The following is a 25,344-nucleotide window of genomic DNA, read 5'->3' on the forward strand; positions in this document are numbered from 1 at the left end:
GATAGTAACAAGAAAATAAACCGAAACGCTGTGAATATTTAATGAGTTAGGTCGAAAGGCCAAAATAAGGTTAAGTTAATAAGGGCGCACGGTGGATGCCTTGGCACTAGAAGCCGATGAAGGACGTGACTAACGACGAAATGCTTTGGGGAGCTGTAAGTGAGCAATGATCCAGAGATGTCCGAATGGGGGAACCCGGCAGGTAATGCCTGTCACTCATTACTGTTAAGGTAATGTAGAGGAAGACGCAGTGAACTGAAACATCTAAGTAGCTGTAGGAAGAGAAAGCAAAAGCGATTGCCTTAGTAGCGGCGAGCGAAACGGCAAGAGGGCAAACCGAAGAGTTTACTCTTCGGGGTTGTAGGACTGCAACGTGGACTTAAAGATTATAGAAGAACTACCTGGGAAGGTAGGCCAAAGAGAGTAATAGCCTCGTATTCGAAATAGTCTTTATACCTAGCAGTATCCTGAGTACGGCGAGACACGAGAAATCTCGTCGGAATCTGGGAGGACCATCTCCCAACCCTAAATACTCTCTAGTGACCGATAGTGAACCAGTACCGTGAGGGAAAGGTGAAAAGCACCCCGGGAGGGGAGTGAAATAGAACCTGAAACCGTGTGCCTACAACAAGTTCGAGCCCGTTAATGGGTGAGAGCGTGCCTTTTGTAGAATGAACCGGCGAGTTACGATATGATGCGAGGTTAAGTTGAAGAGACGGAGCCGTAGGGAAACCGAGTCTTAATAGGGCGCATTAGTATCATGTCGTAGACCCGAAACCATGTGACCTACCCATGAGCAGGTTGAAGGTGAGGTAAAACTCACTGGAGGACCGAACCAGGGCACGTTGAAAAGTGCTTGGATGACTTGTGGGTAGCGGAGAAATTCCAAACGAACTTGGAGATAGCTGGTTCTCTCCGAAATAGCTTTAGGGCTAGCGTCGATGTTAAGTCTCTTGGAGGTAGAGCACTGTTTGGGTGAGGGGTCCATCCCGGATTACCAATCTCAGATAAACTCCGAATGCCAATGAGATATAATCGGCAGTCAGACTGCGAGTGCTAAGATCCGTAGTCGAAAGGGAAACAGCCCAGACCACCAGCTAAGGTCCCAAAATATATGTTAAGTGGAAAAGGATGTGGGGTTGCACAGACAACTAGGATGTTAGCTTAGAAGCAGCTATTCATTCAAAGAGTGCGTAATAGCTCACTAGTCGAGTGACCCTGCGCCGAAAATGTACCGGGGCTAAAACATATTACCGAAGCTGTGGATACCTTTATAGGTATGGTAGGAGAGCGTTCTATGTGCGAAGAAGGTGTACCGTGAGGAGTGCTGGAGCGCATAGAAGTGAGAATGCCGGTATGAGTAGCGAAAGACAGGTGAGAATCCTGTCCACCGTAAGACTAAGGTTTCCAGGGGAAGGCTCGTCCGCCCTGGGTTAGTCGGGACCTAAGGAGAGACCGAAAGGTGTATCCGATGGACAACAGGTTGATATTCCTGTACTAGAGTATATAGTGATGGAGGGACGCAGTAGGCTAACTAAACCAGACGATTGGAAGTGTCTGGCCAAGCAGTGAGGTGTGATATGAGTCAAATGCTTATATCTTTAACATTGAGCTGTGATGGGGAGCGAAGTTTAGTAGCGAAGTTAGTGATGTCACACTGCCGAGAAAAGCTTCTAGCGTTAATTATACTCTACCCGTACCGCAAACCGACACAGGTAGTCGAGGCGAGTAGCCTCAGGTGAGCGAGAGAACTCTCGTTAAGGAACTCGGCAAAATGGCCCCGTAACTTCGGGAGAAGGGGCGCTGACTGATGGTCAGCCGCAGTGAATAGGCCCAAGCAACTGTTTATCAAAAACACAGCTCTCTGCTAAATCGTAAGATGATGTATAGGGGGTGACGCCTGCCCGGTGCTGGAAGGTTAAGAGGAGTGCTTAGCGTAAGCGAAGGCATGAATTGAAGCCCCAGTAAACGGCGGCCGTAACTATAACGGTCCTAAGGTAGCGAAATTCCTTGTCGGGTAAGTTCCGACCCGCACGAAAGGCGTAATGATTTGGGCACTGTCTCAACGAGAGACTCGGTGAAATTTTAGTACCTGTGAAGATGCAGGTTACCCGCGACAGGACGGAAAGACCCCATGGAGCTTTACTGCAGTTTGATATTGAGTATCTGTACCACATGTACAGGATAGGTAGGAGCCTATGACCTCGGGACGCCAGTTTCGAGTGAGGCGTTGTTGGGATACTACCCTTGTGTTATGGCTACTCTAACCCAGATAGGTTATCCCTATCGGAGACAGTGTCTGACGGGCAGTTTGACTGGGGCGGTCGCCTCCTAAAAGGTAACGGAGGCGCCCAAAGGTTCCCTCAGAATGGTTGGAAATCATTCGCAGAGTGTAAAGGTATAAGGGAGCTTGACTGCGAGAGCTACAACTCGAGCAGGGACGAAAGTCGGGCTTAGTGATCCGGTGGTTCCGTATGGAAGGGCCATCGCTCAACGGATAAAAGCTACCCTGGGGATAACAGGCTTATCTCCCCCAAGAGTTCACATCGACGGGGAGGTTTGGCACCTCGATGTCGGCTCGTCGCATCCTGGGGCTGTAGTCGGTCCCAAGGGTTGGGCTGTTCGCCCATTAAAGCGGCACGCGAGCTGGGTTCAGAACGTCGTGAGACAGTTCGGTCCCTATCCGTCGCGGGCGTAGGAAATTTGAGAGGATCTGCTCCTAGTACGAGAGGACCAGAGTGGACTTACCGCTGGTGTACCAGTTGTTCTGCCAAGAGCATCGCTGGGTAGCTATGTAGGGAAGGGATAAACGCTGAAAGCATCTAAGTGTGAAGCCCACCTCAAGATGAGATTTCCCATGATTTTATATCAGTAAGAGCCCTGAGAGATGATCAGGTTGATAGGTTAGAAGTGGAAGTGTGGTGACACATGTAGCGGACTAATACTAATAGCTCGAGGACTTATCCAACGAATGTAACTGAGATATATTGACAACGATTTGGTTTCTTGATACAGTATAGATATTCAATTTTGAGTTGAGAATACTCAGAGTTAAGTGACGATAGCCTAGGAGATACACCTGTTCCCATGCCGAACACAGAAGTTAAGCCCTAGTACGCCTGATGTAGTTGGGGGTTGCCCCCTGTTAGATACGGTAGTCGCTTAGCAAATAGGGAGTTTAGCTCAGCTGGGAGAGCATCTGCCTTACAAGCAGAGGGTCAGCGGTTCGATCCCGTTAACTCCCATAGGTCCCGTGGTGTAGCGGTTATCACGTCGCCCTGTCACGGCGAAGATCGCGGGTTCGATTCCCGTCGGGACCGTTCAAGTAGAAATATTTGAGACTCGTTAGCTCAGTTGGTAGAGCAATTGACTTTTAATCAATGGGTCACTGGTTCGAGCCCAGTACGGGTCATATATGCGGGTGTGGCGGAATTGGCAGACGCACCAGATTTAGGATCTGGCGCTTAACGGCGTGGGGGTTCAAGTCCCTTCACCCGCATTAGAAAAAAGTTAGCCGGCTTAGCTCAGTTGGTAGAGCATCTGATTTGTAATCAGAGGGTCGCGTGTTCAAGTCATGTAGCCGGCATAAAACGCGAACGTAGTTCAGTGGTAGAACACCACCTTGCCAAGGTGGGGGTCGCGGGTTCGAATCCCGTCGTTCGCTTGAGGAGCCGGGGTGGCGGAACTGGCAGACGCACAGGACTTAAAATCCTGCGAAAGGAAACTTTCGTACCGGTTCGATTCCGGTCCTCGGCATAACTTAATAATAAGCACCCTTAGCTCAACTGGATAGAGTACCTGACTACGAATCAGGCGGTTAGAGGTTCGACTCCTCTAGGGTGCATTTTTATCGGGAAGTAGCTCAGCTTGGTAGAGCACTTGGTTTGGGACCAAGGGGTCGCAGGTTCGAATCCTGTCTTCCCGATTAATGGCGGTGTAGCTCAGCTGGCTAGAGCGTCCGGTTCATACCCGGGAGGTCGGGGGTTCGATCCCCTTCGCCGCTATATATGGATTACTTGGACCTTTAGCTCAACTGGTTAGAGCACTCGGCTCATAACCGAGCGGTCGTAGGTTCGAGTCCTACAAGGTCCATATATTATTTATAATATTGGGAGGATTACCCAAGTCCGGCTGAAGGGAACGGTCTTGAAAACCGTCAGGCGTGTAAAAGCGTGCGTGGGTTCGAATCCCACATCCTCCTTATAATTAACGTGGGATGGAGCAGCTAGGTAGCTCGTCGGGCTCATAACCCGAAGGTCGTAGGTTCAAATCCTACTCCCGCAATATGGCTCGGTAGCTCAGTTGGTAGAGCAATGGATTGAAGCTCCATGTGTCGGCGGTTCGATTCCGTCTCGCGCCATTTTGTTGTTAAGCGGGTGTAGTTTAGTGGTAAAACTACAGCCTTCCAAGCTGTTGTCGCGAGTTCGATTCTCGTCACCCGCTTTATTTGGAAACAAATATCCAAGCATTTAGCTTGGGCGCGTAGCTCAGATGGTTAGAGCGCACGCCTGATAAGCGTGAGGTCGGTGGTTCGATTCCACTCGTGCCCATATTGGAGAATTACTCAAGAGGCTGAAGAGGACGGTTTGCTAAATCGTTAGGTCGGGTAACTGACGCGGGGGTTCGAATCCCCCATTCTCCGTATTATGACGAATTATCATTTAGATAATTCGTTTTCTTTTTTATAGAGGTGGCAAAATGAAAAATAGTTTTTATCGATTTCTTCTATACGCGTTTGTTCTTATTCTATTTTTTGTAATGCTTATTTCTTTTGTTTTTAGAAACTATAAATTGTCCAGGGATGTTTCTTCTAATGTCTCGGTAGTTGTGTCTAAAGTAGATTCTGTTATTTCAGTTCCATTTACTGCATTAGCAAAATCTCATGATGTTATTTCTGATTTTTTGTCAACCTATTCTGAGAATCGTGATTTAAAGAAATCATTATCTACTTTAGAAAATCAATCTGCTGTCATCTCTAATTTACAAGAAGAAAATGACTCTTTGAGAGCTTCTTTAAATCTTTCGGATAAACTTAGTCGTAACAATGTAATTACTGCTGAGGTTTCAATGCGTCCATCTGTCACCTGGTTGAAGGAGTTAACGATTAATGTTGGAAAGTCTAAGAGTGTTAGTAAGTCTATGTTGGCGACTTCTAATGGTGGAGTAATTGGTTTTATAACTAAAATTTATGATCATAGTACAACTATCTCCTTACTCTCCAATAGCTCAAATGATTCTTATATTGCTTGTAGTGTAAAAGGTGAGGATGGAAGTCAGATTTTTGGAATTATATCAAGTTATGATAATAAAAAGAAGCTTTTGGAAATGACTCAGCTAAATTCATCTTCTGATGTTAAGGTTGGTTCTGAAGTGGTAACAAGTGGCCTAGATGAAGTTTCAGTAAAAGATGTTCCAATTGGTAAGGCTGAATCTGTGATTGATTATGAAGGGAATCGTACGATTTTAGTTAAACCTTATGCTGATTTTGATAAAATTTCTTATGTCACTTTTGTTGGAGAGGGTAAATAATATGAAGTTTTTCAAGTTTTCTGTTACTCCATACTGGTTGAGTATTATTCCTTTTCTATGGGATGGTCATATTTCGATGCTACTTAACTATTATTTTTCTCCAGAATTATTTCTATCGTCCCACCTCTTTATTATCTACCTATTCATCTTAACTCTCAGCCGTCCTTATAATTTTTCACTTCTATACCTTGTTTGTTTAGGATTTCTATATGATACATATTATTTCAAAACACTCGGTATAGTAATTATAACTCTCCCACTTTTATCCTATTTGTTTTCTCAACTATTGCGTTTTGTCAAGAGAAATGCTTATGTTGATTGTTTACTGGCTTTTTTATTCTTATTTCTCTTTGATACTTTAAATTTTGGTTTTGCCTTATATTATGGCTTCACAAATGAGTATATTAGTGATTTTATTATCTATCAACTCAGTCCTAGTCTAGTGTTTAATCTTTTGATTTTTATTTTGATCAAACCTTTTGTCGAAAAATTATTTTTGTATCTTTCAGTTGATAGATTTAAATAAAACTGTAATATTGGCGTAACAAAGTTTGCGCCATTTTTTGATACAATTAAGGAGTCTTATCGAAAAGGAGTAGTATTTTATATTATGAAAAAACGCATTCTTTCAGCAGTGTTGGTAAGTGGTGTGACTTTATCAGCAGCTGCATCAGTACATGCAGAGGATTATGATTCGCAAATCGCTGCTACAAATAACGCAATTAGTAACCTTGCTTCTCAACAAGAGGCTGCGCAAGCACAAGTTGCTACAATCCAATCTCAAGTATCAACTCTCAGAACACAAAAAACTGAATTGGAAGCTAAAAATGCCGAACTTGAAAAAGTATCTGCAGATTTGGAATCTGAAATTCAAGAATTATCAAGTAAGATTGTAGCTCGTCAAGATTCTTTGGCGAAACAAGCTCGTAGTGCTCAACAAAATAACACTGCTACTAGCTACATTAACTCTATCTTGAACTCTAAGTCAATCTCTGAAGCTATTACTCGTATCACAGCTATTTCAAAAGTTGTTACAGCTAATAATGATTTATTGACTAAACAAGAGTCAGATCAAAAAGAGCTTGCTGCTAAACAAGTAGAAAATCAAGCTGCAATTAATACTATTGCAGCTAATAAGTCAGAACTTGAAACAACAGAAGCTGGTTTGACAACTCAACAAGCAGAACTTGAAGCAGCACAAGTTACTTTGGCTGCTGAATTGGCAACAGCTCAAAATGAGAAGACATCACTTGTCTCTGCTAAATCAACTGCTGAATCTGTAGCTGCCTCGACGGCTGCATCAGTGGCACAGTCTCAAGCAATTGCTGAATCAGAGGCAACTGCACAAGTTGTAGATTCTTCAGAAGCAGCAACATCAGTAGCTTCTTCAGAAGTAGCTGCTACTTCTGAAGCTGTAGCTCAGCCTTCAGAGGCACCAGTTTCTGAAACATCGACAGCTTCTGAGGCTGCACAGGAGCCGGCTTCATCAGAAACATCAGAAGTACAACCAGAATCAGCTGCACCAGCTGTTTCAGAAGCTCCTGCTAGCGTAGTACCTGTCGCAACACCAGAAGCTGCACCAGCTGTTTCAGAAGCTCCTGTTAGCGTAGCACCTGTCGTAACATCAGAAGCTGCACCAGCTGCTTCAGAAGCTCCTGCACCAGCTGCTGAAACACATAAAGTGTCAGCAGCATCAACTCCTAATACATATCCAGTTGGACAATGTACTTGGGGTGTGAAATCATTGGCTCCATGGGCTGGTAATAATTGGGGGAATGCTAAAAACTGGATTGCTAGTGCGCGAGCAGCTGGTCATTCAGTAGGTACAACTCCAGTAGCCGGTGCGATTGCGGTATGGCCAAATGATGGTGGTGGTTATGGTCACGTAGCTTATGTTACATCAGCATCAGGTGCAAATTCAATTCAAGTTATGGAATCGAACTACGCTGGTAACATGTCAATCAGTAACTACCGTGGTACATTTGATCCAACATCATCAGCGCATGGTGGTTCTGTATTTTATATTTACCCATAATGAGTATAACAAAAGCGATTCGGCTATTCCCGAATCGTTTTTATTTTATGTAAATAATATATTTAGCCTGAGAAAATAATGGTGTTTGAAAAAAATTCTAGACTAAGGGGAAGTATTTTTATCCTTGTTAAGTTCATGTGACACCATTTATTTGGCGTTGAAAATCAACTTAAAAAAGGGTAGAATGGTCTAGTAGATATTTTGGAGGAAATCATGTCTTATACGAATTTAAAGTTATTTGCTTTGTCGTCTAACCAAGAATTAGCAGCAAAAGTTGCTGATAAAATTGGTATTGAACTTGGAAGATCAAGTGTTCGTGAATTTTCAGATGGTGAGATTCAAGTTAATATTGAAGAGTCTATTCGTGGTCATCACGTTTTTATTCTTCAATCTACAAGCTCTCCTGTAAATGATAATTTGATGGAAATCTTGATTATGGTTGATGCGCTAAAACGTGCTAGCGCTGAGACAATCAATGTTGTTATGCCTTATTATGGATATGCACGTCAAGATCGAAAGGCACGTTCACGTGAACCAATCACATCTAAGTTGGTTGCTAATATGCTCGAGGTAGCAGGTGTTGACCGTCTTTTGACAGTTGACCTTCATGCTCCTCAAATTCAAGGATTCTTTGATATCCCAGTGGATCATTTGATGGGAGCGCCTCTTATCGCAGATTATTTTGATCGTGCTGGTCTTACGGGTAATGATGTGGTTGTTGTTTCTCCAGATCATGGTGGTGTTACTCGAGCGCGTAAACTTGCTCAATGTTTGAAAACACCAATCGCTATCATTGATAAACGTCGTAGTGTTGATAAAATGAACACTTCTGAGGTTATGAATATCATTGGTAATGTTGAAGGGAAAACATGTATCTTGATTGATGATATGATTGATACTGCGGGTACCATCTGCCATGCAGCGGATGCACTTGCTGAAGCTGGTGCTACAAATGTCTTTGCATCATGTACTCACCCTGTATTGTCAGGTCCAGCTCTTGATAATATTCAAAAATCTGCTATTGAAAAGCTTGTTGTGCTTGACACGATTTATCTTCCAGAAGAGCGTTTGATTGATAAAATTGAACAAATATCTATTGCTGATTTGATTTCTGAAGCAATCATTCGTAGTCATGAAAAACGCCCATTGTCACCATTGTTCGAAATGGGTCATAAATAGATTAAAGCGGCTTTTTGTCAACTGTAGTGGGTGACGAAAAGCTAACATCTAGAGAGGATCAGATAGGTCTTCTCTTTTTGTATGTTAAGAGTGATGAAAACATGCTTCCTAAAGTTAATAAAATTTCTAAAACCGAAGCCCAGACGTTTAATATCTTTGATAAGCTTATTGGTCCCCTCCAATTTTGCATGTGAGGACTGTGTTTTTGGTGCATTTTTGATGTATCGTTTGTGTCTAAGAAAGGTCCTAAAGACTGTTTTGAAGTAATAATTGACCTTGCTTATTTTCTCCTCTATGGGGTGAAAAAACTCATTCACCCTCTTATCCTGAAAGTGAAAAAGCAAAGGTTGATAGAGGTTGTAATAATTAGCGATCTCTTCTGAGAAATTCAGTGTCTTCTCAACGACTTCATGTGGGTTTAAGGTTTGACAAAAGGTCTTCGAGTGAAATGATTTACAAGATAACTTACGGCGAGTCTCCAGTGATTTTTAAAGATCGATAAGGTAGTGGCTTCTTATTGAACTGGTTCATAATGGCAATTCTTGTCTTTAAAAAGGCTTGATCAAGCTGCTGGATGATGTGGAAACGATCAATAATGATTTGGGCATTTAGGAAAGTCTTCGAACTAGTGGAATATAAGCTCCTGACATGTCCATCGTGATAAACCTTACCTTTTGTCGGATAAGATTGGAGATTTGGTGGTTTTTCTCAACGATTAATGTCTCAGCAACCGTGACTTTTCTACAATCTTTACACTGTAAGCGATGTTTCTTCAGGCGTCGTAGTGTTGGAGTTCCAGTTTTGCTTGAACCTCGATGTAGGTATCTTTTTCGAAAACAAGAGAAGTAATGATGTTAAGGGATTTAACTCTGTGGTATTCTTAATAGATCTCATGAGTTCTTGCTAATGATGGTTTAGTCGCTTTTCATTATAGTTCTTATGGAACTTTTTGTCTGCATTTAAAAAGCTCCATAATCTCTACAGTGGTTTTTACCCCCTACAGAAATTATAGAGCCATTAAAGCTAGTGAACAGCTCCCTGTCAAGTGGACAATGAAATAATAAAATATTAGGCGACGGCCTTGTTCCTCATTTCAAGAGGGGCAAGGCCGTTATTGCGCTCTTGAAAACGTTGATGATTGTAAAAATAGATGTAGGCATCAATATCTGAAACTAGCTCCTCAAAAGTCTTATACTTCTTCAAATCATAGCACTCCGTCTTAAAGTGCCCAAAGAAACTCTCAATTGGTGCATTGTCAATACACTTACCAACACGAGACATGGAGCGGGTCATCTGATACTGGGTAGTTAAACGGTAATAATCTTTCGAAGTATACTGCGAACCTCGGTCGCTGTGAATTAATGGTGTCGCATTAGGGTTAGCTTTTTGTGCTTTACGAAGTGTTTCCAATACCAATTCGTTATCATTAAATTGACCAACTACATAGGCGACAATTGAGCCGTCGTAAAGATCCTTAATAGCACTCAAATAGGCTTTACAGCTGAAACCGTACTTCAAGAAAGTCACATCTGTACACCATTTCTGATTTGGAGCAGTGGCTGTAAAATTACGATTGAGAATGTTGTCTTCTACATTGACAAAGCTAGTTTTAGTACAATAGCCCTTGGCTCTTCTGATAATGGAACGTAGACCTAGAATGTGCATCAAGCGTCGAATCCGCTTCTTGTTGTAGTTTGTTTCAAGCTTGCGATTGACAAATAGCGTCATACGACGATAACCAAGAATACCATTATGCTGGCTATGAAGTTTCTTGATGATATCCATCAAGCCTAAATTTTCCTGTTCAGAAGTTGTTTCTTGATGTTGTAACCACTTGTAATAGCCTGAGCGAGATACCTTTAGAATATGGCACAAGTGGCTGATAGAAACCTCTTCATACTCATCCGCATATTCTTTAATCGCTTGGAAGGTTTCCAAGTGCCGACCAAGTCTTACCGTCGGTTTCGTCGTTTGATTTCTTCTAACTTTTTTAGCAGGCCGTTCTCCATTTCAAGATACTTAATCCGCTCTTCCTGTTGCTTGATTTTGAGGCGTAACTCTTCTTCTGGAGTAAGGTTTGGTTTACTTGTAAGACCTTTTCCACGACGATCTAGGAGACCGTTAGAACCGTCCTTCTCGAACTTTCTGACCCAAGAATAGATCTGCTGGTAGGAAACACCATACTTCTCAACAGTCCCTTGGTAATCTTTCTCGTGGGCAAGGGTAAAATTGACAATCTCAATTCGTTCTTCAAATGTTGTCTTGCGTCCTTGCTTCATGCGTCTCATTCCTTTACTAGTAGCTTTCAGTTCTTTACCACTAGTATAACTTTTTATCCATGATCTGAGAACATAAGGGTCAGAAATTCCATATTTTTTGGTCAGATCTTTGAGACTTCCCAAGCCATTAAGATAGTCGGAAACAGCTTGTTCCTTTAGTTCCTTACTATACTTCTTCCATTGACGGCTTTCCTCTAGCCCATCAACACCAGCTTCTTTGTACTTCCGAACCCAGTTCGATAGGGTGTCTTTAGAGATACCTTGGTTTCTAGTTAACCAACTAAGTGATTTACCTTCTTCCAAGTGAAGCAGAACAATTTCTAGTTTCTCAGATACAGATTTTGGACTTCTTTTGGACATAATAAAACTCCCCTTATAGTTTCTAGTGAAAATTTTTATTTTTTCACTGTCCACTATAAGGGGAGTATATCATAGCCTAGGACAGTTTTTTGGTGTTTAAATGCGTTTGAGTTTTTGATATAATGTTAGGAATAATTGCAAAGAGGTGACTGTGATGGATTTAACACAACGTTTTAATAAAAATTTAGATAAGATTGAAGTCTCAATGATTCGTCAGTTTGACCAATCAATTTCAGATGTTCCAGGTATTAAAAAGTTGACGCTTGGAGAACCTGATTTTACGACTCCAGATCATGTGAAAGAAGCAGCTAAAACTGCGATTGATGCGAACCAGTCACACTATACAGGTATGGCTGGACTTCCTGATTTGCGCCAAGCTGCTGCGAATTTTGTTAAGGAAAAATACAATCTAACTTATAATCCCGATAATGAAATTTTGGTAACTATTGGGGCCACAGAAGCTCTTTCTGCGTCTTTAACAGCTATTTTGGAGCCAGGTGATACGATTCTTTTGCCTGCACCAGCCTATCCAGGATATGAGCCGATTGCAAATCTAGTTGGGGCTAAAATTGTTGAAATTGATACAACAGCTAATGATTTTGTTTTGACACCGGAGATGTTAGAAAAGGCAATTTTAGAGCAAGGTGATAAGCTTAAGGCTGTTTTACTTAACTACCCAACCAACCCAACAGGTGTGACTTATTCACGCCAACAGATTGAGGATATTGCTGAAGTTCTGAAAAAATATGATATTTTTGTTGTTAGTGATGAAGTATATTCAGAACTAACTTATGTAGATCAACATGTTTCTATTGCTGAATATTTGCCTGAGCAAACTATTTTAATCAACGGCTTGTCGAAATCTCATGCGATGACAGGATGGCGTATTGGTTTTATTTTTGCACCAGAAAGTTTGACGGCTCAGTTGATTAAGAGTCACCAGTATTTGGTGACGGCTGCAGCTACTATGGCACAATTTGCAGCTATCGAAGCATTATCTGCTGGTAAGGATGATGCACAACCAATGAAAGTTGAGTATTTGAAACGTCGGGATTATATTCTTGAAAAAATGACTGAACTTGGTTTCAAAATTATTAAACCTGATGGTGCCTTCTATATCTTTGCTAAGATTCCAGAAGGATATAATCAAGACTCCTTTAAGTTCTGTCAAGACTTTGCTCGTGAAAAAGCTATTGCTATTATTCCTGGCGTTGCTTTTGGGAAATATGGCGAAGGTTATGTTCGATTGTCGTATGCAGCTAGCATGGACACTATTGAAACAGCTATGACTCGTTTGAAAGAGTTTATGGAAGAACATGCAGAAGCTTGAGAGTAGGGGGTTTATCCTCTTCAATCGTAATTATCGTGAGAATGATAAGCTGGTTAAGATTTTTACTAAACAAGCTGGTAAACGGATGTTTTTTGTTAGAGGTGGTGGGTCAGGTAAATTGAGTGCTGTGATTCAACCTTTAAACATCGCTGAATTTATGATGACTGTAAATGATGAAGGTTTATCTTTCATAGAGGATTATAGTCAGGCAGAGTCTTTTAAGGAAATTACAAGTGATATTTTTAAACTGTCTTACGCGACCTATTTAGCTGCCTTGACTGATGCTGCTATTGCTGACGGTGTGGTAGATGCACAATTATTTGCATTTTTAGAGAAAACCCTTGTGTTAATGGAAGAGGGCTTAGATTATGAAATATTGACTAATATCTTTGAGATTCAAGTTTTGGACCGTTTTGGCGTACGATTGAATTTTCATGAATGTGTCTTTTGTCATCGTGTTGGTCTTCCTTTTGATTTCTCGTATAAGTTCTCAGGTTTACTTTGTCCCAATCATTACGAAGAAGATGAAAGGCGTAGTCATTTGGACCCTAATGTGCCTTATCTTTTGGATCGTTTCCAGGGTCTTTCGTTTGAAGAATTGAGAAGCATATCTGTTAAGGATGAAATGAAACGAAAGTTGAGACAATTTATTGATGAGCTTTATGATAATTATGTTGGGATTCATCTTAAAAGCAAGAAGTTTATTGATAATCTAAATTCTTGGGGTCATATTATGAGTAAAGAAGATAATGCTGATTAAGCATTGTCTTCTTTTGTTTCACGTGAAACAGGAATGTAGAGGTTTTCAGTCTCAGGGGTTAAAATGCAGGTCAGTTCGTGCTATAATAAGAGGACAATAAGCTGAAAGACTCTGCTGGGGATAGTGACCGAGGGATGTCTATCTTTGATACAGAGTGATTTATTAATAGAATTTGAGTCTATTGTTTAAGAGCAGAGGATGAGAGGGAGAATGCTATGCCTGTAATTGCAGTGGATGCTATGGGTGGCGATAATGCGCCACAAGCGATCGTAGAGGGAGTTAACCAAGCTTTAGCAGAGTTCAAAGATATTGAAATCCAGCTTTATGGTGACGAAGCTAAAATCAAAAACTATTTGATAGCGAATGAACGTGTGAGCATTGTACATACTGATGAAAAGATAAATTCGGATGACGAGCCCGTCAAAGCAATTCGAAAGAAAAAGAAAGCTTCGATGGTTTTGGGTGCACAAGCTGTTAAGGAGAAAGCAGCGGATGCTGTAATCTCTGCAGGGAATACAGGTGCTCTTTTGGCCGCCGGTCTTTTTGTTGTTGGACGTATTAAGGGAGTTGAAAGACCAGGTCTTATGTCAACGATGCCAAGTTTTACTGGTCAACCCTTTGATATGCTTGATTTAGGAGCTAATGCTGAAAATACAGCTAATCACTTGCATCAATATGCTATTTTAGGCTCTTTCTATGCTAAAAATGTACGTGGAATTGCCACCCCTCGTGTAGGCCTCCTTAATAATGGGACTGAGAAAACAAAGGGGGATAGTCTTCGTAAGGAGGCTTTTGAGCTTTTATCCAAGGAAGCAAGTATTAACTTCATTGGTAATGTCGAGGCGCGTGAAATCATGTCTGGAGCTGCTGATGTGGTAGTGGCTGATGGTTTCACAGGAAATGCGGTTCTTAAGGCAATTGAAGGAACTGGACTTGGCACAATGAAGACTCTTAAGTCAGCCATAATGAATGGTGGTCTCAAAGCTAAGTTAGGTGCCTTCCTATTGAAGGATAGACTTAAAGGTATGAAAGAGACGATGGATTACTCAAGTGCCGGTGGAGCTGTTCTTTTTGGGCTCAAGGCTCCTGTAGTAAAATGTCATGGATCTAGTGATGCTAAAGCAGTCTACTATACCATTAAGCAGGTTCGTAAGATGCTCGATACTAAGGTGGTGGAGCAACTAGTTGACGCTTTCGACCCGAAAGAGGAGGTTAACTGATGAGTAGAGTAGAAATTCTTCAGGAAATGCAGCTCGTTATTCAAGAGCAATTGGATAGAGAGGACATTGTTTTAACCGAAGCTACCAAATTAAATGACTTGGGTGTAGATTCAATAGAGCTTATGGAGTTCATTATTAATTTGGAGGATGAGTTTTCCCTAGAGATTTCTGATAATACCATTGATCATATGGATAAGGTATCAGATTTGTTAGACTATTTGTCTGAGCAATTGAATAACAAATAAGAAAACTAGACTCTAGTTGTTAGATTCTAGAGGAATATAATAATGAAGCAACTATATGTTGTTGCATGTTTTCATTTTATTGGAGTGAGATAAAAAGCTAAAAGTTACATTGATTTAGCACTATCTCACTCCTTTTTTCTATACTTTTTTATTAAAAAACTCTAACCAACACTAAAAATCCGAACGTTATTTGTTTAACAAAACAAAAAAGTTTGATATATGTTTGTTTTTGGATTTTTGTGTGATATAATTAAGATGGACAAACTTGAAAGGCGAACGATTCTATGTCAAACCAACTGATTTATACTGGGAAAGCTAAAGATATTTATAGTACAGAAGACGAAAATGTGATTAAGTCGGTCTATAAGGACCAGGCAACCATGCTTAATGGTGCTCGTAAGGAGACCATTAAAGGGAAAGGCGTGCTTAATAATCAGATTTCGTCTCTTATTTTTGAAAAATTGAACGCTTCGGGTGTGGCTACTCATTTTATCGAACGTATCTCTGATACAGAACAACTTAACAAGAAGGTTACAATCATTCCTTTGGAGGTTGTGCTTCGTAACGTGACTGCGGGTTCTTTCTCAAAACGTTTCGGTGTGGAAGAAGGTCTGGACTTGAAAACTCCAATTGTTGAATTTTACTACAAAAACGATGATTTGGATGATCCATTTATCAATGATGAGCATGTGAAGTTTTTGAATATTGCTAATGATGAGCAAATTGCTTATATCAAGGATGAAACACGTCGTATCAACGAATTGCTAAAAGATTGGTTTGAGCAAATTGGTCTTCGTTTGATTGACTTCAAATTGGAATTTGGTTTTGATAAGGATGGCAAGATTATTTTGGCAGATGAATTTTCACCAGATAACTGTCGTCTTTGGGATGCGGAAGGGCACCATATGGATAAGGATGTTTTCCGTCGTGATCTCGGTAGCTTGACAGATGTGTATGAAGTTGTATTGGAAAAATTGCAAGGATTGAAGTAAAGTTTTACTTGGTCGTCACTACAATCTTTTAGTGGAAATAGATAAAGGAAATAAAATGGATAAACGTATTTTCGTTGAGAAAAAAGCTGATTTTCGTGTGAAATCTCGCTCTTTATTAAAAGAATTACAGCATAATATTCAGTTGAAAACCTTGAATGATCTTCGTATTGTACAAGTTTACGATGTCTTTAATTTGGCAGAGGATTTGTTTGCCCGTGCGGAAAAATATATCTTTTCTGAGCAAGTGACCGATACTGTTTTGGATGAAGCTACAGTTAAGACTGACCTTGAGAAGTATGCTTTCTTTGCTATCGAAAGCTTGCCTGGTCAATTTGATCAACGTGCAGCATCTTCACAAGAAGCTTTGCTTTTGCTTGGTAGCTCAAGTGATGTAACGGTTAATACTGCTCAATTGTACTTGGTTAACAAGGACATTGCTGCTAATGAATTGGAAGCTGTTAAAAATTATCTATTGAACCCAGTGGACTCTCGTTTCAAAGATATCACTGTTGGTATTGCTAAACAGGATTTCTCTGAGTCTGACAAAACGATTCCAAACTTGGATTTCTTTGAAACTTATACAGCAGAAGATTTTGCACAGTATAAGGCAGATCAAGGATTGGCCATGGAAGTGGATGACCTGCTCTTCATTCAAGATTACTTCAAGTCAATTGGACGTGTGCCAACTGAGACTGAACTTAAGGTTTTGGATACTTACTGGTCTGACCACTGCCGCCACACAACTTTCGAGACTGAGTTGAAAAACATCGACTTCTCAGCTTCTAAATTCCAAAAACAATTGCAAGCAACTTATGACAAATATATTGCCATGCGTGATGAGTTGGGACGTGCAGAAAAGCCTCAAACCTTAATGGATATGGCGACTATTTTTGGTCGTTATGAGCGTGCCAATGGCCGTTTGGATGACATGGAAGTTTCTGACGAAATCAATGCCTGCTCAGTTGAAATTGAAGTAGATGTCAATGGTGTCAAAGAACCATGGCTTCTTATGTTCAAGAACGAAACTCATAACCACCCAACGGAAATCGAACCATTTGGTGGAGCGGCTACTTGTATCGGTGGTGCCATTCGTGACCCATTGTCAGGTCGTTCATACGTTTACCAAGCTATGCGTATTTCAGGTGCCGGTGATATTACAACACCAATCGCTGAAACACGTGCTGGAAAATTGCCACAACAAGTCATTTCTAAAAAAGCGGCTCATGGTTATTCTTCATATGGTAACCAAATTGGTCTTGCAACAACTTATGTTCGTGAATACTTCCACCCAGGTTTCGTTGCCAAGCGTATGGAGCTAGGTGCAGTTGTCGGTGCAGCTCCTAAGGAGAATGTTGTCCGTGAAAAACCTGAAGCTGGAGATGTGGTTATCTTGCTCGGTGGTAAGACTGGACGCGACGGTATCGGTGGTGCGACAGGTTCTTCAAAAGTTCAAACGGTTGAATCAGTTGAAACAGCTGGTGCTGAGGTTCAAAAAGGTAATGCTATCGAAGAACGTAAGATTCAACGTCTTTTCCGCAATGGTGAAGTAACACGTCTTATCAAGAAATCCAATGACTTTGGTGCTGGTGGTGTCTGTGTGGCTATCGGTGAATTGGCAGATGGTCTTGAAATTGATCTAGACAAAGTGCCATTGAAATACCAAGGTTTGAACGGTACCGAAATTGCCATCTCTGAATCTCAAGAACGTATGGCTGTGGTGGTTCGTCCAGAAGATGTAGATATCTTCGTTGCTGAATGTAACAAAGAAAATATTGATGCAGTTGTCGTTGCAACCGTGACTGAAAAACCAAATCTCGTCATGCACTGGAATGGTAAAACAATTGTTGATTTGGAACGTCGTTTCCTTGATACAAATGGTGTGCGTACAGTAGTAGATGTTAAGGTGGTTGACAAGGATGTCAAGCTTCCAGAAGAACGCAAAACCTCTGCTGAAACCCTTGAAGCAGATACGCTTGAAGTTTTGGCTGACCTTAACCATGCAAGTCAAAAAGGTTTACAAACTATGTTTGATAGCTCGGTTGGTCGTTCAACAGTCAATCACCCACTTGGTGGTCGATACCAAATTACTCCAACTGAAGCTTCCGTTCAGAAATTGCCAGTCCAATATGGCGTGACAACAACTGCCTCTGTCATAGCCCAAGGATTTAACCCATACATCGCAGAATGGTCTCCATATCATGGTGCTGCATATGCAGTCATCGAAGCAACAGCTCGTTTGGTTGCTGTTGGTGCAAATTGGTCTAAGGCTCGTTTCTCTTATCAAGAATACTTCGAGCGTATGGATAAAAAAGCAGAGCGTTTTGGTAAACCAGTATCAGCTCTTCTTGGATCAATCGAAGCTCAGATTCAACTTGGTTTGCCATCTATTGGTGGTAAGGACTCTATGTCAGGCACCTTTGAAGAATTGACAGTACCACCAACCTTGGTTGCTTTTGGGGTGACAACAGCAGACAGTCATAAGGTCCTTTCTCCAGAATTTAAGGCTGCTGGTGAAAATATCTACTACATCCCAGGTCAAGCTTTGGCCCAAGAGATTGATTTTGATCTCATCAAGTCTAACTTTGCTCAGTTTGAAGCTATCCAAGCTGATCACAAAGTGACAGCTGCATCAGCTGTCAAATATGGTGGTGTCATTGAAGCTCTTGCACTTGCAACGTTTGGGAACCATATCGGGGCGACTGTAACCCTTGAAAATCTTGAGACTGCCTTAACAGCTCAATTGGGAGGATTCATCTTCACATCTCCGGAAGAGATTGCAAGTGTTGGCAAGATTGGACAAACAGTAGCTGACTTTACACTTGCTGTCAACGGTGTAACGCTTGATGGATATAAACTTGACAGTGCCTTTCAAGGTAAATTGGAAGAGGTTTACCCAACTGAATTTGCACAAGCAACTGAGTTAGAAGAAGTACCTGCTGTGACATCAGATACTGTTATAAAAGCTAAAGAAGTAGTTGAGAAACCAGTGGTTTACATCCCAGTATTCCCAGGTACTAACTCTGAGTATGACTCTGCTAAGGCCTTTGAAAAAGAAGGTGCCAAAGTCAACTTAGTACCATTTGTAACATTGAATGAAGAAGCGATTGTCAAGTCTGTTGACACCATGGTTGACAATATTGAAAAAGCTAACATTATCTTCCTTGCAGGTGGCTTCTCAGCAGCGGATGAACCAGATGGAGCAGCTAAATTTATCGTTAACATCTTGCTCAATGAAAAAGTACGTGCAGCTATTGATAGCTTCATCGAACGTGGTGGTTTAATCATCGGTATCTGTAACGGGTTCCAAGCTCTTGTCAAATCAGGTCTCCTTCCATACGGTAACTTTGAAGATGCAAGCAGTACTAGTCCAACCCTCTTCTACAATGATGCCAACCAACACGTGGCTAAGATGGTTGAAACACGTATTGCCAATACTAACTCACCTTGGCTTGCTGGAGTGAAAGTTGGTGACATCCATACCATCCCAGTATCACACGGTGAAGGTAAATTTGTCGTGACGACTGAAGAATTTGCGGAGCTTCGCGATAATGGTCAAATCTTTAGCCAATATGTTGACTTCGAAGGCAAACCTAGCATGGATTCTAAATATAATCCAAATGGTTCTGTCAATGCTATTGAAGGTATCACAAGCAAGAACGGTCAAATTATTGGTAAGATGGGACACTCAGAACGTTTCGAAGATGGTCTCTTCAAAAATATTCCAGGAAATAAAGAACAGCACCTATTTGCGTCAGCGGTTAAATACTTCACTGGAAAATAATAGAGTGAGTTTAGCGCACTCAGTAATGATATTTTTCGCTGTAGCGATATTCTTAGAGAACTGGAGAATTTTGCAAAATCGAGATCAAATTGGAAGAATGAGACGCTAGAGATAGCTACACTCGTTCATGTTACCTAAGAAAAATATCACAAATAAAAGGTATATAAAATGACATACGAAGTTAAATCTCTTAATGAAGAATGTGGTGTTTTTGGAATTTGGGGTCACCCAGATGCTGCCAAATTAACTTATTTCGGACTTTATAGTCTTCAACACCGTGGCCAAGAGGGGGCAGGAATTCTCTCAAATGATGCGGGTCAATTGAAGCGTCATCGTGATATGGGGCTTCTCTCAGAAGTTTTCCGTGATCCAGCCAACTTAGACAAGCTGACTGGTAAGGCTGCTATCGGTCATGTTCGTTATGCGACTGCCGGTGAGGCTTCTGTAGACAATATTCAACCATTCATGTTTAAGTTTCACGATGGACAGCTTGGTCTTGCTCATAATGGGAATTTGACTAATGCAGTGTCACTAAGACGTGAGTTGGAGAAGAATGGGGCCATTTTTAGCTCAACTTCTGATTCAGAAATCTTAGCTCACTTGATTCGTCGTAGCCATAACCCATCATTTATGGGAAAAGTAAAAGAAGCTCTGAACACTGTCAAAGGTGGATTTGCTTACCTTCTTATGATTGAGGACAAGCTTATTGCAGCTTTGGATCCAAATGGTTTTCGTCCCCTTTCTATTGGTAAGATGGCCAATGGAGCTATCGTGGTTTCATCTGAAACCTGTGCCTTTGAAGTAGTTGGAGCAGAGTGGATTCGCGATGTAAATCCAGGTGAAGTTGTTATCATCGATGATAACGGCATCACTTACGATAACTATACAACGGACACTCAATTGGCTGTTTGCTCAATGGAGTATATCTACTTTGCCCGTCCTGATTCAAATATCCGAGGGGTCAATGTCCATACAGCTCGTAAACGTATGGGTGCTCAATTAGCACGTGAGTTCAAACATGAAGCAGATATTGTCGTTGGTGTGCCTAATTCATCACTTAGTGCAGCCATGGGATTTGCGGAAGAATCAGGCTTGCCAAATGAAATGGGCTTGATAAAAAACCAATACACCCAACGTACCTTTATCCAACCAACACAAGAATTGCGTGAGCAAGGAGTTCGTATGAAACTCTCTGCCGTATCAGGTGTTGTTAAAGGAAAACGTGTGGTCATGATTGACGATTCCATTGTTCGTGGAACAACGTCCCGTCGTATCGTTCAACTCTTGAAAGAAGCAGGGGCGACTGAGGTTCACGTGGCTATCGGAAGTCCAGCCCTTGCTTACCCATGTTTCTACGGTATCGATATTCAAACACGTAAGGAATTGATTGCTGCCAATCACACAGTAGAAGAAATCCGTGAAATCATTGGTGCGGATAGCTTGACTTACTTGTCTATCGATGGCTTGATTGATTCCATTGGAATTGACACAGATGAACCAAATGGTGGCCTTTGTGTGGACTACTTCACTGGCAAATATTCAACACCATTGTATGACTACGAAAAAAGCTATTTGGAAAGTTTGGAAGAACACACTTCTTTCTATTAAGAGCAGTGCAGAAGAAAAAGAGGAAAAATTATGTCTAAAAATGCTTACGCGCAGTCTGGTGTAGACGTTGAAGCAGGTTATGAAGTTGTTGAACGTATCAAAAAACACGTTGCCCGTACAGAGCGTGCAGGTGTCATGGGAGGTCTTGGTGGCTTTGGTGGTATGTTTGACCTTTCAAAAACAGGTGTCAAAGAGCCCGTTTTGATTTCAGGGACAGATGGTGTCGGAACTAAACTCATGCTTGCTATCAAGTATGATAAGCATGATACTATCGGTCAAGACTGTGTGGCTATGTGTGTTAACGATATTATCGCTGCAGGTGCTGAACCCCTTTACTTCCTTGACTACGTAGCAACTGGTAAAAATGAACCAGCTAAATTGGAACAAGTCGTTGCTGGTGTGGCTGAGGGTTGTGTGCAATCTGGTGTGGCCCTCATTGGTGGTGAGACTGCTGAGATGCCTGGTATGTATGGCGAAGACGACTATGACTTGGCTGGTTTCGCAGTAGGTGTCGCTGAAAAATCACAAATCATCGACGGTTCAAAAGTAGCCGAAGGTGATGTGCTTCTTGGACTTGCCTCAAGCGGTATCCACTCAAATGGTTACTCACTCGTTCGTCGTGTTTTTGCTGATTACACAGGTGAAGAAGTCCTCCCAGAACTTGAAGGCCAAAAACTTAAAGACGTTCTTCTTGAACCAACTCGTATCTACGTCAAAGCAGCTTTGCCATTGATTAAAGAAGAATTGGTTAACGGTATTGCCCACATCACAGGTGGTGGTTTCATCGAAAATGTACCACGTATGTTCTCAGATGACTTGGCTGCTGAGATTGACGAAAGCAAGGTCCCAGTACTTCCAATTTTCAAAGCTCTTGAAAAATATGGTGAAATCAAACATGAAGAAATGTTTGAAATCTTCAACATGGGTATTGGTCTCATGCTTGCGGTGAAACCAGAAAATGTGGAACGTGTCAAAGAACTTCTTGACGAACCTGTTTATGAAATCGGTCGAATTGTGAAGAAGGATGGCGCAAGTGTGGTGATTAAATAATGGCTAAAAGGATTGCTGTATTTGCCTCTGGCAACGGCTCAAACTTCCAGGTGATTGCGGAACAATTTCCAGTAGAATTTGTCTTTTCAGATCACCGTGATGCCTATGTCTTAGAACGTGCCAAAAATCTAGGCGTGGCTAGCCATGCCTTTGAACTCAAGGAATTTGACAATAAAGCAGCTTATGAAGAAGCCATCGTCAAACTCTTGGATGAACACCAGATTGACTTGGTTTGTTTGGCCGGTTATATGAAAATCGTCGGTCCAACCTTGCTAGCAGCTTATGAAGGCCGTATCATCAATATTCACCCGGCTTATCTTCCTGAATTTCCGGGAGCTCATGGCATTGAGGATGCTTGGAATGCAGGTGTTGACCAGTCTGGCGTGACTATTCACTGGGTGGATTCTGGCGTTGATACCGGTAAGGTCATCAAACAAGTCCGTGTCCCACGCCTTGAAGGTGATACCCTTGATACTTTCGAGACTCGCATCCACGAAACAGAGTACAAGCTCTATCCAGAAGTATTGGATAGTTTGGGAGTAGCGAGAAAATGAGGAAGTGCTAGAGTTGAATGAAAATTTTCGACTGTAGCAGAGAAAGAACTCTAAAAAAGGAAAATAAAATGACTAAACGCGCACTAATTAGTGTCTCAGATAAAGCGGGCATCGTTGAATTTGCCCAAGAACTCAAAAAACTAGGTTGGGACATCATCTCAACAGGTGGTACTAAAGTTGCCCTTGACAATGCTGGGGTAGACACTATCGCCATCGACGATGTGACTGGTTTCCCAGAAATGATGGACGGACGTGTTAAGACCCTTCACCCAAATATCCACGGTGGTCTCCTCGCTCGTCGTGACCTCGATAGCCACCTTCAAGCGGCTAAGGACAATAATATCGAATTGATTGACCTTGTTGTGGTAAACCTTTATCCATTCAAGGAAACCATTCTCAAACCAGACGTGACTTACGCTGACGCAGTTGAAAACATCGATATCGGTGGGCCATCAATGCTTCGTTCAGCGGCTAAAAACCACGCTAGCGTAACAGTTGTTGTAGATCCTGCTGACTATGCTGTTGTTCTTGACGAATTGTCAGCAAACGGTGAAACAAGTTACGAAACTCGCCAACGTTTGGCAGCGAAAGTATACCGTCACACAGCTTCATATGATGCTTTGATTGCGGAATACTTCACAGCTCAAGTGGGTGAAACAAAACCTGAAAAACTCACTTTGACTTATGACCTTAAGCAACCAATGCGTTACGGTGAAAACCCTCAACAAGACGCAGACTTCTACCAAAAAGGTTTGCCAACGGCTTACTCAATTGCTTCAGCAAAACAGCTTAACGGTAAAGAATTGTCATTCAACAATATCCGTGACGCTGATGCCGCTATCCGTATCATCCGTGATTTCAAAGACCGTCCAACAGTTGTGGCTCTCAAACACATGAACCCATGTGGTATCGGTCAAGCTGATGACATCGAAACAGCTTGGGACTACGCTTATGAAGCTGACCCAGTGTCAATCTTCGGTGGTATTGTAGTTCTTAACCGTGAAGTGAATGCTGAGACAGCTAAGAAAATGCATGGTGTCTTCCTTGAAATCATTATTGCACCAAGCTATACAGATGAAGCGATTGAAATTTTGACTACCAAGAAGAAAAATTTACGTATCCTTGAGTTGCCATTTGATGCTCAAGATGCTAGTGGAGTGGAAGCGGAATACACTGGTGTTGTTGGAGGTCTCCTTGTTCAAAACCAAGACGTTGTTAAAGAAAGTCCAGCTGACTGGCAAGTGGTTACTAAACGCCAACCAACTGATACAGAAGCGACAGCTCTTGAGTTTGCTTGGAAAGCCGTCAAGTACGTCAAATCAAATGGTATCATCGTGACTAACGACCACATGACACTTGGTGTTGGCCCTGGCCAAACTAACCGTGTGGCTTCCGTCCGTATCGCTATTGACCAAGCCAAAGGGCGTCTTGACGGTGCTGTTCTTGCTTCAGATGCCTTCTTCCCATTTGCAGATAACGTGGAAGAAATCGCCAAAGCAGGTATCAAGGCTATTATCCAACCAGGTGGCTCAGTACGTGACCAAGAGTCTATCGAAGCAGCTGATAAATATGGATTAACGATGATCTTTACAGGCGTTCGTCACTTCCGTCATTAAAAAATTACGAAGCATCTAAGTAATTGGATGTTTTTAAGATGCCTTAAGCTTTCTTTAAGCTATCCAAGCTATACTAAGGTCATCCTAAAAAACTTTTTTTTCATAAATCTCCTAAAATGAACTGTACCCCAAAAGTTAGACAGAAAAATCTAACTTTTGGGGTGTTTTTATTATGAAATTAACTTATGAAGATAAAGTTCAAATATATGAATTGAGAAAGCAAGGTCAAACCTTCAACCAACTTTCAAAACGATTTGGTGTGGATGCTTCTGGATTAAGATATATGACGAGATTGATTGAACGTTACGGAATAGAAATTATCAAGAAAGGTAAGCATCGTTACGATTCTCCAGACTTAAAACAAGAAATGATTGATAAAGTGCTACTTGAAGGTCGTTCACAAAAAAGTGTAAGTCTTGATTATTGTCTTTCAAGTGGTGGAATGTTGCCTAATTGGATAGCACAATATAAGAAAAATGGGTATACTCTTCTTGAGAAAAGAGGAGGGAGAGTACCTAAAATGGGGCGTAAACCAAAGAAGAAACCCGAAGAGATGACAGAGTTAGAACGTCTTCAAGCAGAAAATGAGTACCTGAGAGCGGAGAATGCTATTCTAAAAAAGTTGAGAGAACTCCGATTGAGGGACGAAAAGGAGCAAGAAGAAAAACAGAAATTGTTCAAGGATTGGTAACAGAGTTTCCTTTAGATATCCTTCTAAACATTATCAAACTTGCTCGTTCAACCTATTATTACCACTTAAAGAAACTGAATCAAGTAGATAAAAATCAATCTATCAAAGTGGAAAT

General features: G+C 41.5%; 15 protein-coding genes, 17 tRNA genes, 2 rRNA genes and 2 pseudogenes. 34 read left to right on the forward strand and 2 right to left on the reverse strand.

The genetic code is table 11. The annotated features are described in order from the left end of the window. Nucleotides 1–68: 68 nt before the first annotated feature. The 23 genes from MHH90_RS09980 to MHH90_RS10090 all read left to right on the forward strand — a co-directional run bounded on the left by MHH90_RS09980 (nucleotide 69) and on the right by MHH90_RS10090 (nucleotide 8,743). A 23S ribosomal RNA gene (locus MHH90_RS09980) occupies nucleotides 69–2,968 on the forward strand. 83 nt (nucleotides 2,969–3,051) lie between these two features. Beyond that, nucleotides 3,052–3,167: ribosomal RNA gene (gene rrf / locus MHH90_RS09985) — 5S ribosomal RNA — on the forward strand. Nucleotides 3,168–3,172: 5 nt separating this feature from the next. Next, nucleotides 3,173–3,245 (forward strand) — tRNA-Val (locus MHH90_RS09990). 2 nt (nucleotides 3,246–3,247) lie between these two features. After that, nucleotides 3,248–3,320, forward strand: a tRNA-Asp gene (locus tag MHH90_RS09995). 19 nt (nucleotides 3,321–3,339) lie between these two features. Next, nucleotides 3,340–3,412: transfer RNA gene (locus MHH90_RS10000), tRNA-Lys, on the forward strand. A gap of 5 nt (nucleotides 3,413–3,417) precedes the next feature. Further along, nucleotides 3,418–3,499: transfer RNA gene (locus tag MHH90_RS10005), tRNA-Leu, on the forward strand. Nucleotides 3,500–3,513: 14 nt separating this feature from the next. Further along, nucleotides 3,514–3,586, forward strand: a tRNA-Thr gene (locus MHH90_RS10010). A 6-nt stretch (nucleotides 3,587–3,592) separates the two neighbouring features. Further along, nucleotides 3,593–3,664 (forward strand) — tRNA-Gly (locus tag MHH90_RS10015). Between the two features lie 6 nt (nucleotides 3,665–3,670). Further along, nucleotides 3,671–3,756: transfer RNA gene (locus tag MHH90_RS10020), tRNA-Leu, on the forward strand. Between the two features lie 14 nt (nucleotides 3,757–3,770). Continuing rightward, nucleotides 3,771–3,844: transfer RNA gene (locus MHH90_RS10025), tRNA-Arg, on the forward strand. A 7-nt stretch (nucleotides 3,845–3,851) separates the two neighbouring features. Further along, a tRNA-Pro gene (locus MHH90_RS10030) sits at nucleotides 3,852–3,925 on the forward strand. Between the two features lie 5 nt (nucleotides 3,926–3,930). Further along, nucleotides 3,931–4,004, forward strand: a tRNA-Met gene (locus MHH90_RS10035). A 14-nt stretch (nucleotides 4,005–4,018) separates the two neighbouring features. Continuing rightward, nucleotides 4,019–4,092: transfer RNA gene (locus tag MHH90_RS10040), tRNA-Ile, on the forward strand. 19 nt (nucleotides 4,093–4,111) lie between these two features. Further along, nucleotides 4,112–4,201, forward strand: a tRNA-Ser gene (locus tag MHH90_RS10045). 9 nt (nucleotides 4,202–4,210) lie between these two features. Then, nucleotides 4,211–4,284 (forward strand) — tRNA-Met (locus tag MHH90_RS10050). A gap of 3 nt (nucleotides 4,285–4,287) precedes the next feature. Next, nucleotides 4,288–4,360: transfer RNA gene (locus MHH90_RS10055), tRNA-Phe, on the forward strand. Nucleotides 4,361–4,372: 12 nt separating this feature from the next. Then, nucleotides 4,373–4,443 (forward strand) — tRNA-Gly (locus MHH90_RS10060). 33 nt (nucleotides 4,444–4,476) lie between these two features. Next, nucleotides 4,477–4,550 (forward strand) — tRNA-Ile (locus MHH90_RS10065). Between the two features lie 4 nt (nucleotides 4,551–4,554). Further along, nucleotides 4,555–4,642: transfer RNA gene (locus MHH90_RS10070), tRNA-Ser, on the forward strand. A 56-nt stretch (nucleotides 4,643–4,698) separates the two neighbouring features. Continuing rightward, entirely contained in the window at nucleotides 4,699–5,529 is an 831-nt protein-coding gene (gene mreC, locus MHH90_RS10075; protein ID WP_340725925.1) for a rod shape-determining protein MreC, read from the forward strand. A 1-nt stretch (nucleotide 5,530) separates the two neighbouring features. After that, nucleotides 5,531–6,055 (forward strand): rod shape-determining protein MreD, encoded by a 525-nt coding sequence (gene mreD, locus MHH90_RS10080; protein ID WP_002948139.1) that lies wholly within the window; start codon nucleotides 5,531–5,533, stop codon nucleotides 6,053–6,055. 84 nt (nucleotides 6,056–6,139) lie between these two features. Then, nucleotides 6,140–7,564, forward strand: coding sequence for a CHAP domain-containing protein (locus MHH90_RS10085; protein ID WP_046206377.1), 1,425 nt, complete (start codon nucleotides 6,140–6,142; stop codon nucleotides 7,562–7,564). 213 nt (nucleotides 7,565–7,777) lie between these two features. Next, nucleotides 7,778–8,743, forward strand: a complete 966-nt coding sequence (locus MHH90_RS10090) for a ribose-phosphate diphosphokinase (protein ID WP_002948994.1) — start codon at nucleotides 7,778–7,780, stop codon at nucleotides 8,741–8,743. A 48-nt stretch (nucleotides 8,744–8,791) separates the two neighbouring features. Here MHH90_RS10090 and MHH90_RS10095 read toward each other — a convergent pair. Together MHH90_RS10095 and MHH90_RS10100 are read right to left on the reverse strand one after the other, a co-directional pair. After that, a pseudogene (locus MHH90_RS10095) lies at nucleotides 8,792–9,637 on the reverse strand (transposase). 174 nt (nucleotides 9,638–9,811) lie between these two features. Beyond that, nucleotides 9,812–11,382, reverse strand: a protein-coding gene (locus tag MHH90_RS10100; RefSeq protein WP_113870474.1) for an IS3-like element ISSth1b family transposase whose coding sequence is annotated in 2 segments (ribosomal slippage) — nucleotides 9,812–10,737 and nucleotides 10,737–11,382 — 1,572 coding nt in all. Because the reading frame shifts where the segments join, the coding sequence is not laid out codon by codon here. Nucleotides 11,383–11,536: 154 nt separating this feature from the next. Between MHH90_RS10100 and MHH90_RS10105 the strand changes: the two genes are divergently transcribed. The 11 genes and pseudogenes from MHH90_RS10105 to MHH90_RS10155 all read left to right on the forward strand — a co-directional run. Then, on the forward strand, nucleotides 11,537–12,712 hold the full coding sequence (locus MHH90_RS10105; protein ID WP_014607821.1) for a pyridoxal phosphate-dependent aminotransferase: 1,176 nt from the start codon (nucleotides 11,537–11,539) through the stop codon (nucleotides 12,710–12,712). After that, complete coding sequence (gene recO / locus MHH90_RS10110) at nucleotides 12,699–13,472, forward strand: DNA repair protein RecO (protein ID WP_002946256.1); 774 nt, start codon at nucleotides 12,699–12,701, stop codon at nucleotides 13,470–13,472. The genes MHH90_RS10105 and recO overlap by 14 nt, the downstream gene beginning before the upstream one ends. A gap of 215 nt (nucleotides 13,473–13,687) precedes the next feature. Then, a complete protein-coding gene (plsX, locus tag MHH90_RS10115; protein WP_014727281.1) occupies nucleotides 13,688–14,692 on the forward strand; it encodes a phosphate acyltransferase PlsX in 1,005 nt (334 codons plus the stop codon). Next, complete coding sequence (locus tag MHH90_RS10120) at nucleotides 14,692–14,937, forward strand: phosphopantetheine-binding protein (protein ID WP_002949008.1); 246 nt, start codon at nucleotides 14,692–14,694, stop codon at nucleotides 14,935–14,937. Before plsX ends, MHH90_RS10120 begins: the two co-directional genes overlap by 1 nt. Nucleotides 14,938–15,221: 284 nt before the next feature. Continuing rightward, nucleotides 15,222–15,929: a phosphoribosylaminoimidazolesuccinocarboxamide synthase gene (gene purC / locus MHH90_RS10125; protein ID WP_011680589.1), complete on the forward strand. Its 708-nt coding sequence runs from the start codon at nucleotides 15,222–15,224 to the stop codon at nucleotides 15,927–15,929. Nucleotides 15,930–15,984: 55 nt separating this feature from the next. Then, entirely contained in the window at nucleotides 15,985–19,710 is a 3,726-nt protein-coding gene (locus MHH90_RS10130; RefSeq protein ID WP_340725926.1) for a phosphoribosylformylglycinamidine synthase, read from the forward strand. Nucleotides 19,711–19,878: 168 nt separating this feature from the next. Next, nucleotides 19,879–21,318 carry an amidophosphoribosyltransferase gene (gene purF, locus MHH90_RS10135; protein ID WP_011680591.1) on the forward strand — a complete coding sequence of 480 codons (1,440 nt, stop codon included), beginning with the start codon at nucleotides 19,879–19,881 and terminating at the stop codon, nucleotides 21,316–21,318. Nucleotides 21,319–21,345: 27 nt separating this feature from the next. Continuing rightward, on the forward strand, nucleotides 21,346–22,368 hold the full coding sequence (gene purM, locus MHH90_RS10140) for a phosphoribosylformylglycinamidine cyclo-ligase (protein WP_282473546.1): 1,023 nt from the start codon (nucleotides 21,346–21,348) through the stop codon (nucleotides 22,366–22,368). After that, nucleotides 22,368–22,922 carry a phosphoribosylglycinamide formyltransferase gene (gene purN, locus MHH90_RS10145; protein WP_084828409.1) on the forward strand — a complete coding sequence of 185 codons (555 nt, stop codon included), beginning with the start codon at nucleotides 22,368–22,370 and terminating at the stop codon, nucleotides 22,920–22,922. The genes purM and purN overlap by 1 nt, the downstream gene beginning before the upstream one ends. 68 nt (nucleotides 22,923–22,990) lie before the next feature. Further along, on the forward strand, nucleotides 22,991–24,538 hold the full coding sequence (purH, locus tag MHH90_RS10150) for a bifunctional phosphoribosylaminoimidazolecarboxamide formyltransferase/IMP cyclohydrolase (RefSeq protein WP_100262638.1): 1,548 nt from the start codon (nucleotides 22,991–22,993) through the stop codon (nucleotides 24,536–24,538). Nucleotides 24,539–24,710: 172 nt separating this feature from the next. Further along, nucleotides 24,711–25,344, forward strand: a pseudogene (locus MHH90_RS10155) (IS3 family transposase); the annotation flags it as partial.

Source organism: Streptococcus sp. FSL E2-3488, assembly GCF_038003585.1.
GTDB classification, from domain to species: Bacteria; Bacillota; Bacilli; order Lactobacillales; family Streptococcaceae; genus Streptococcus; species Streptococcus thermophilus.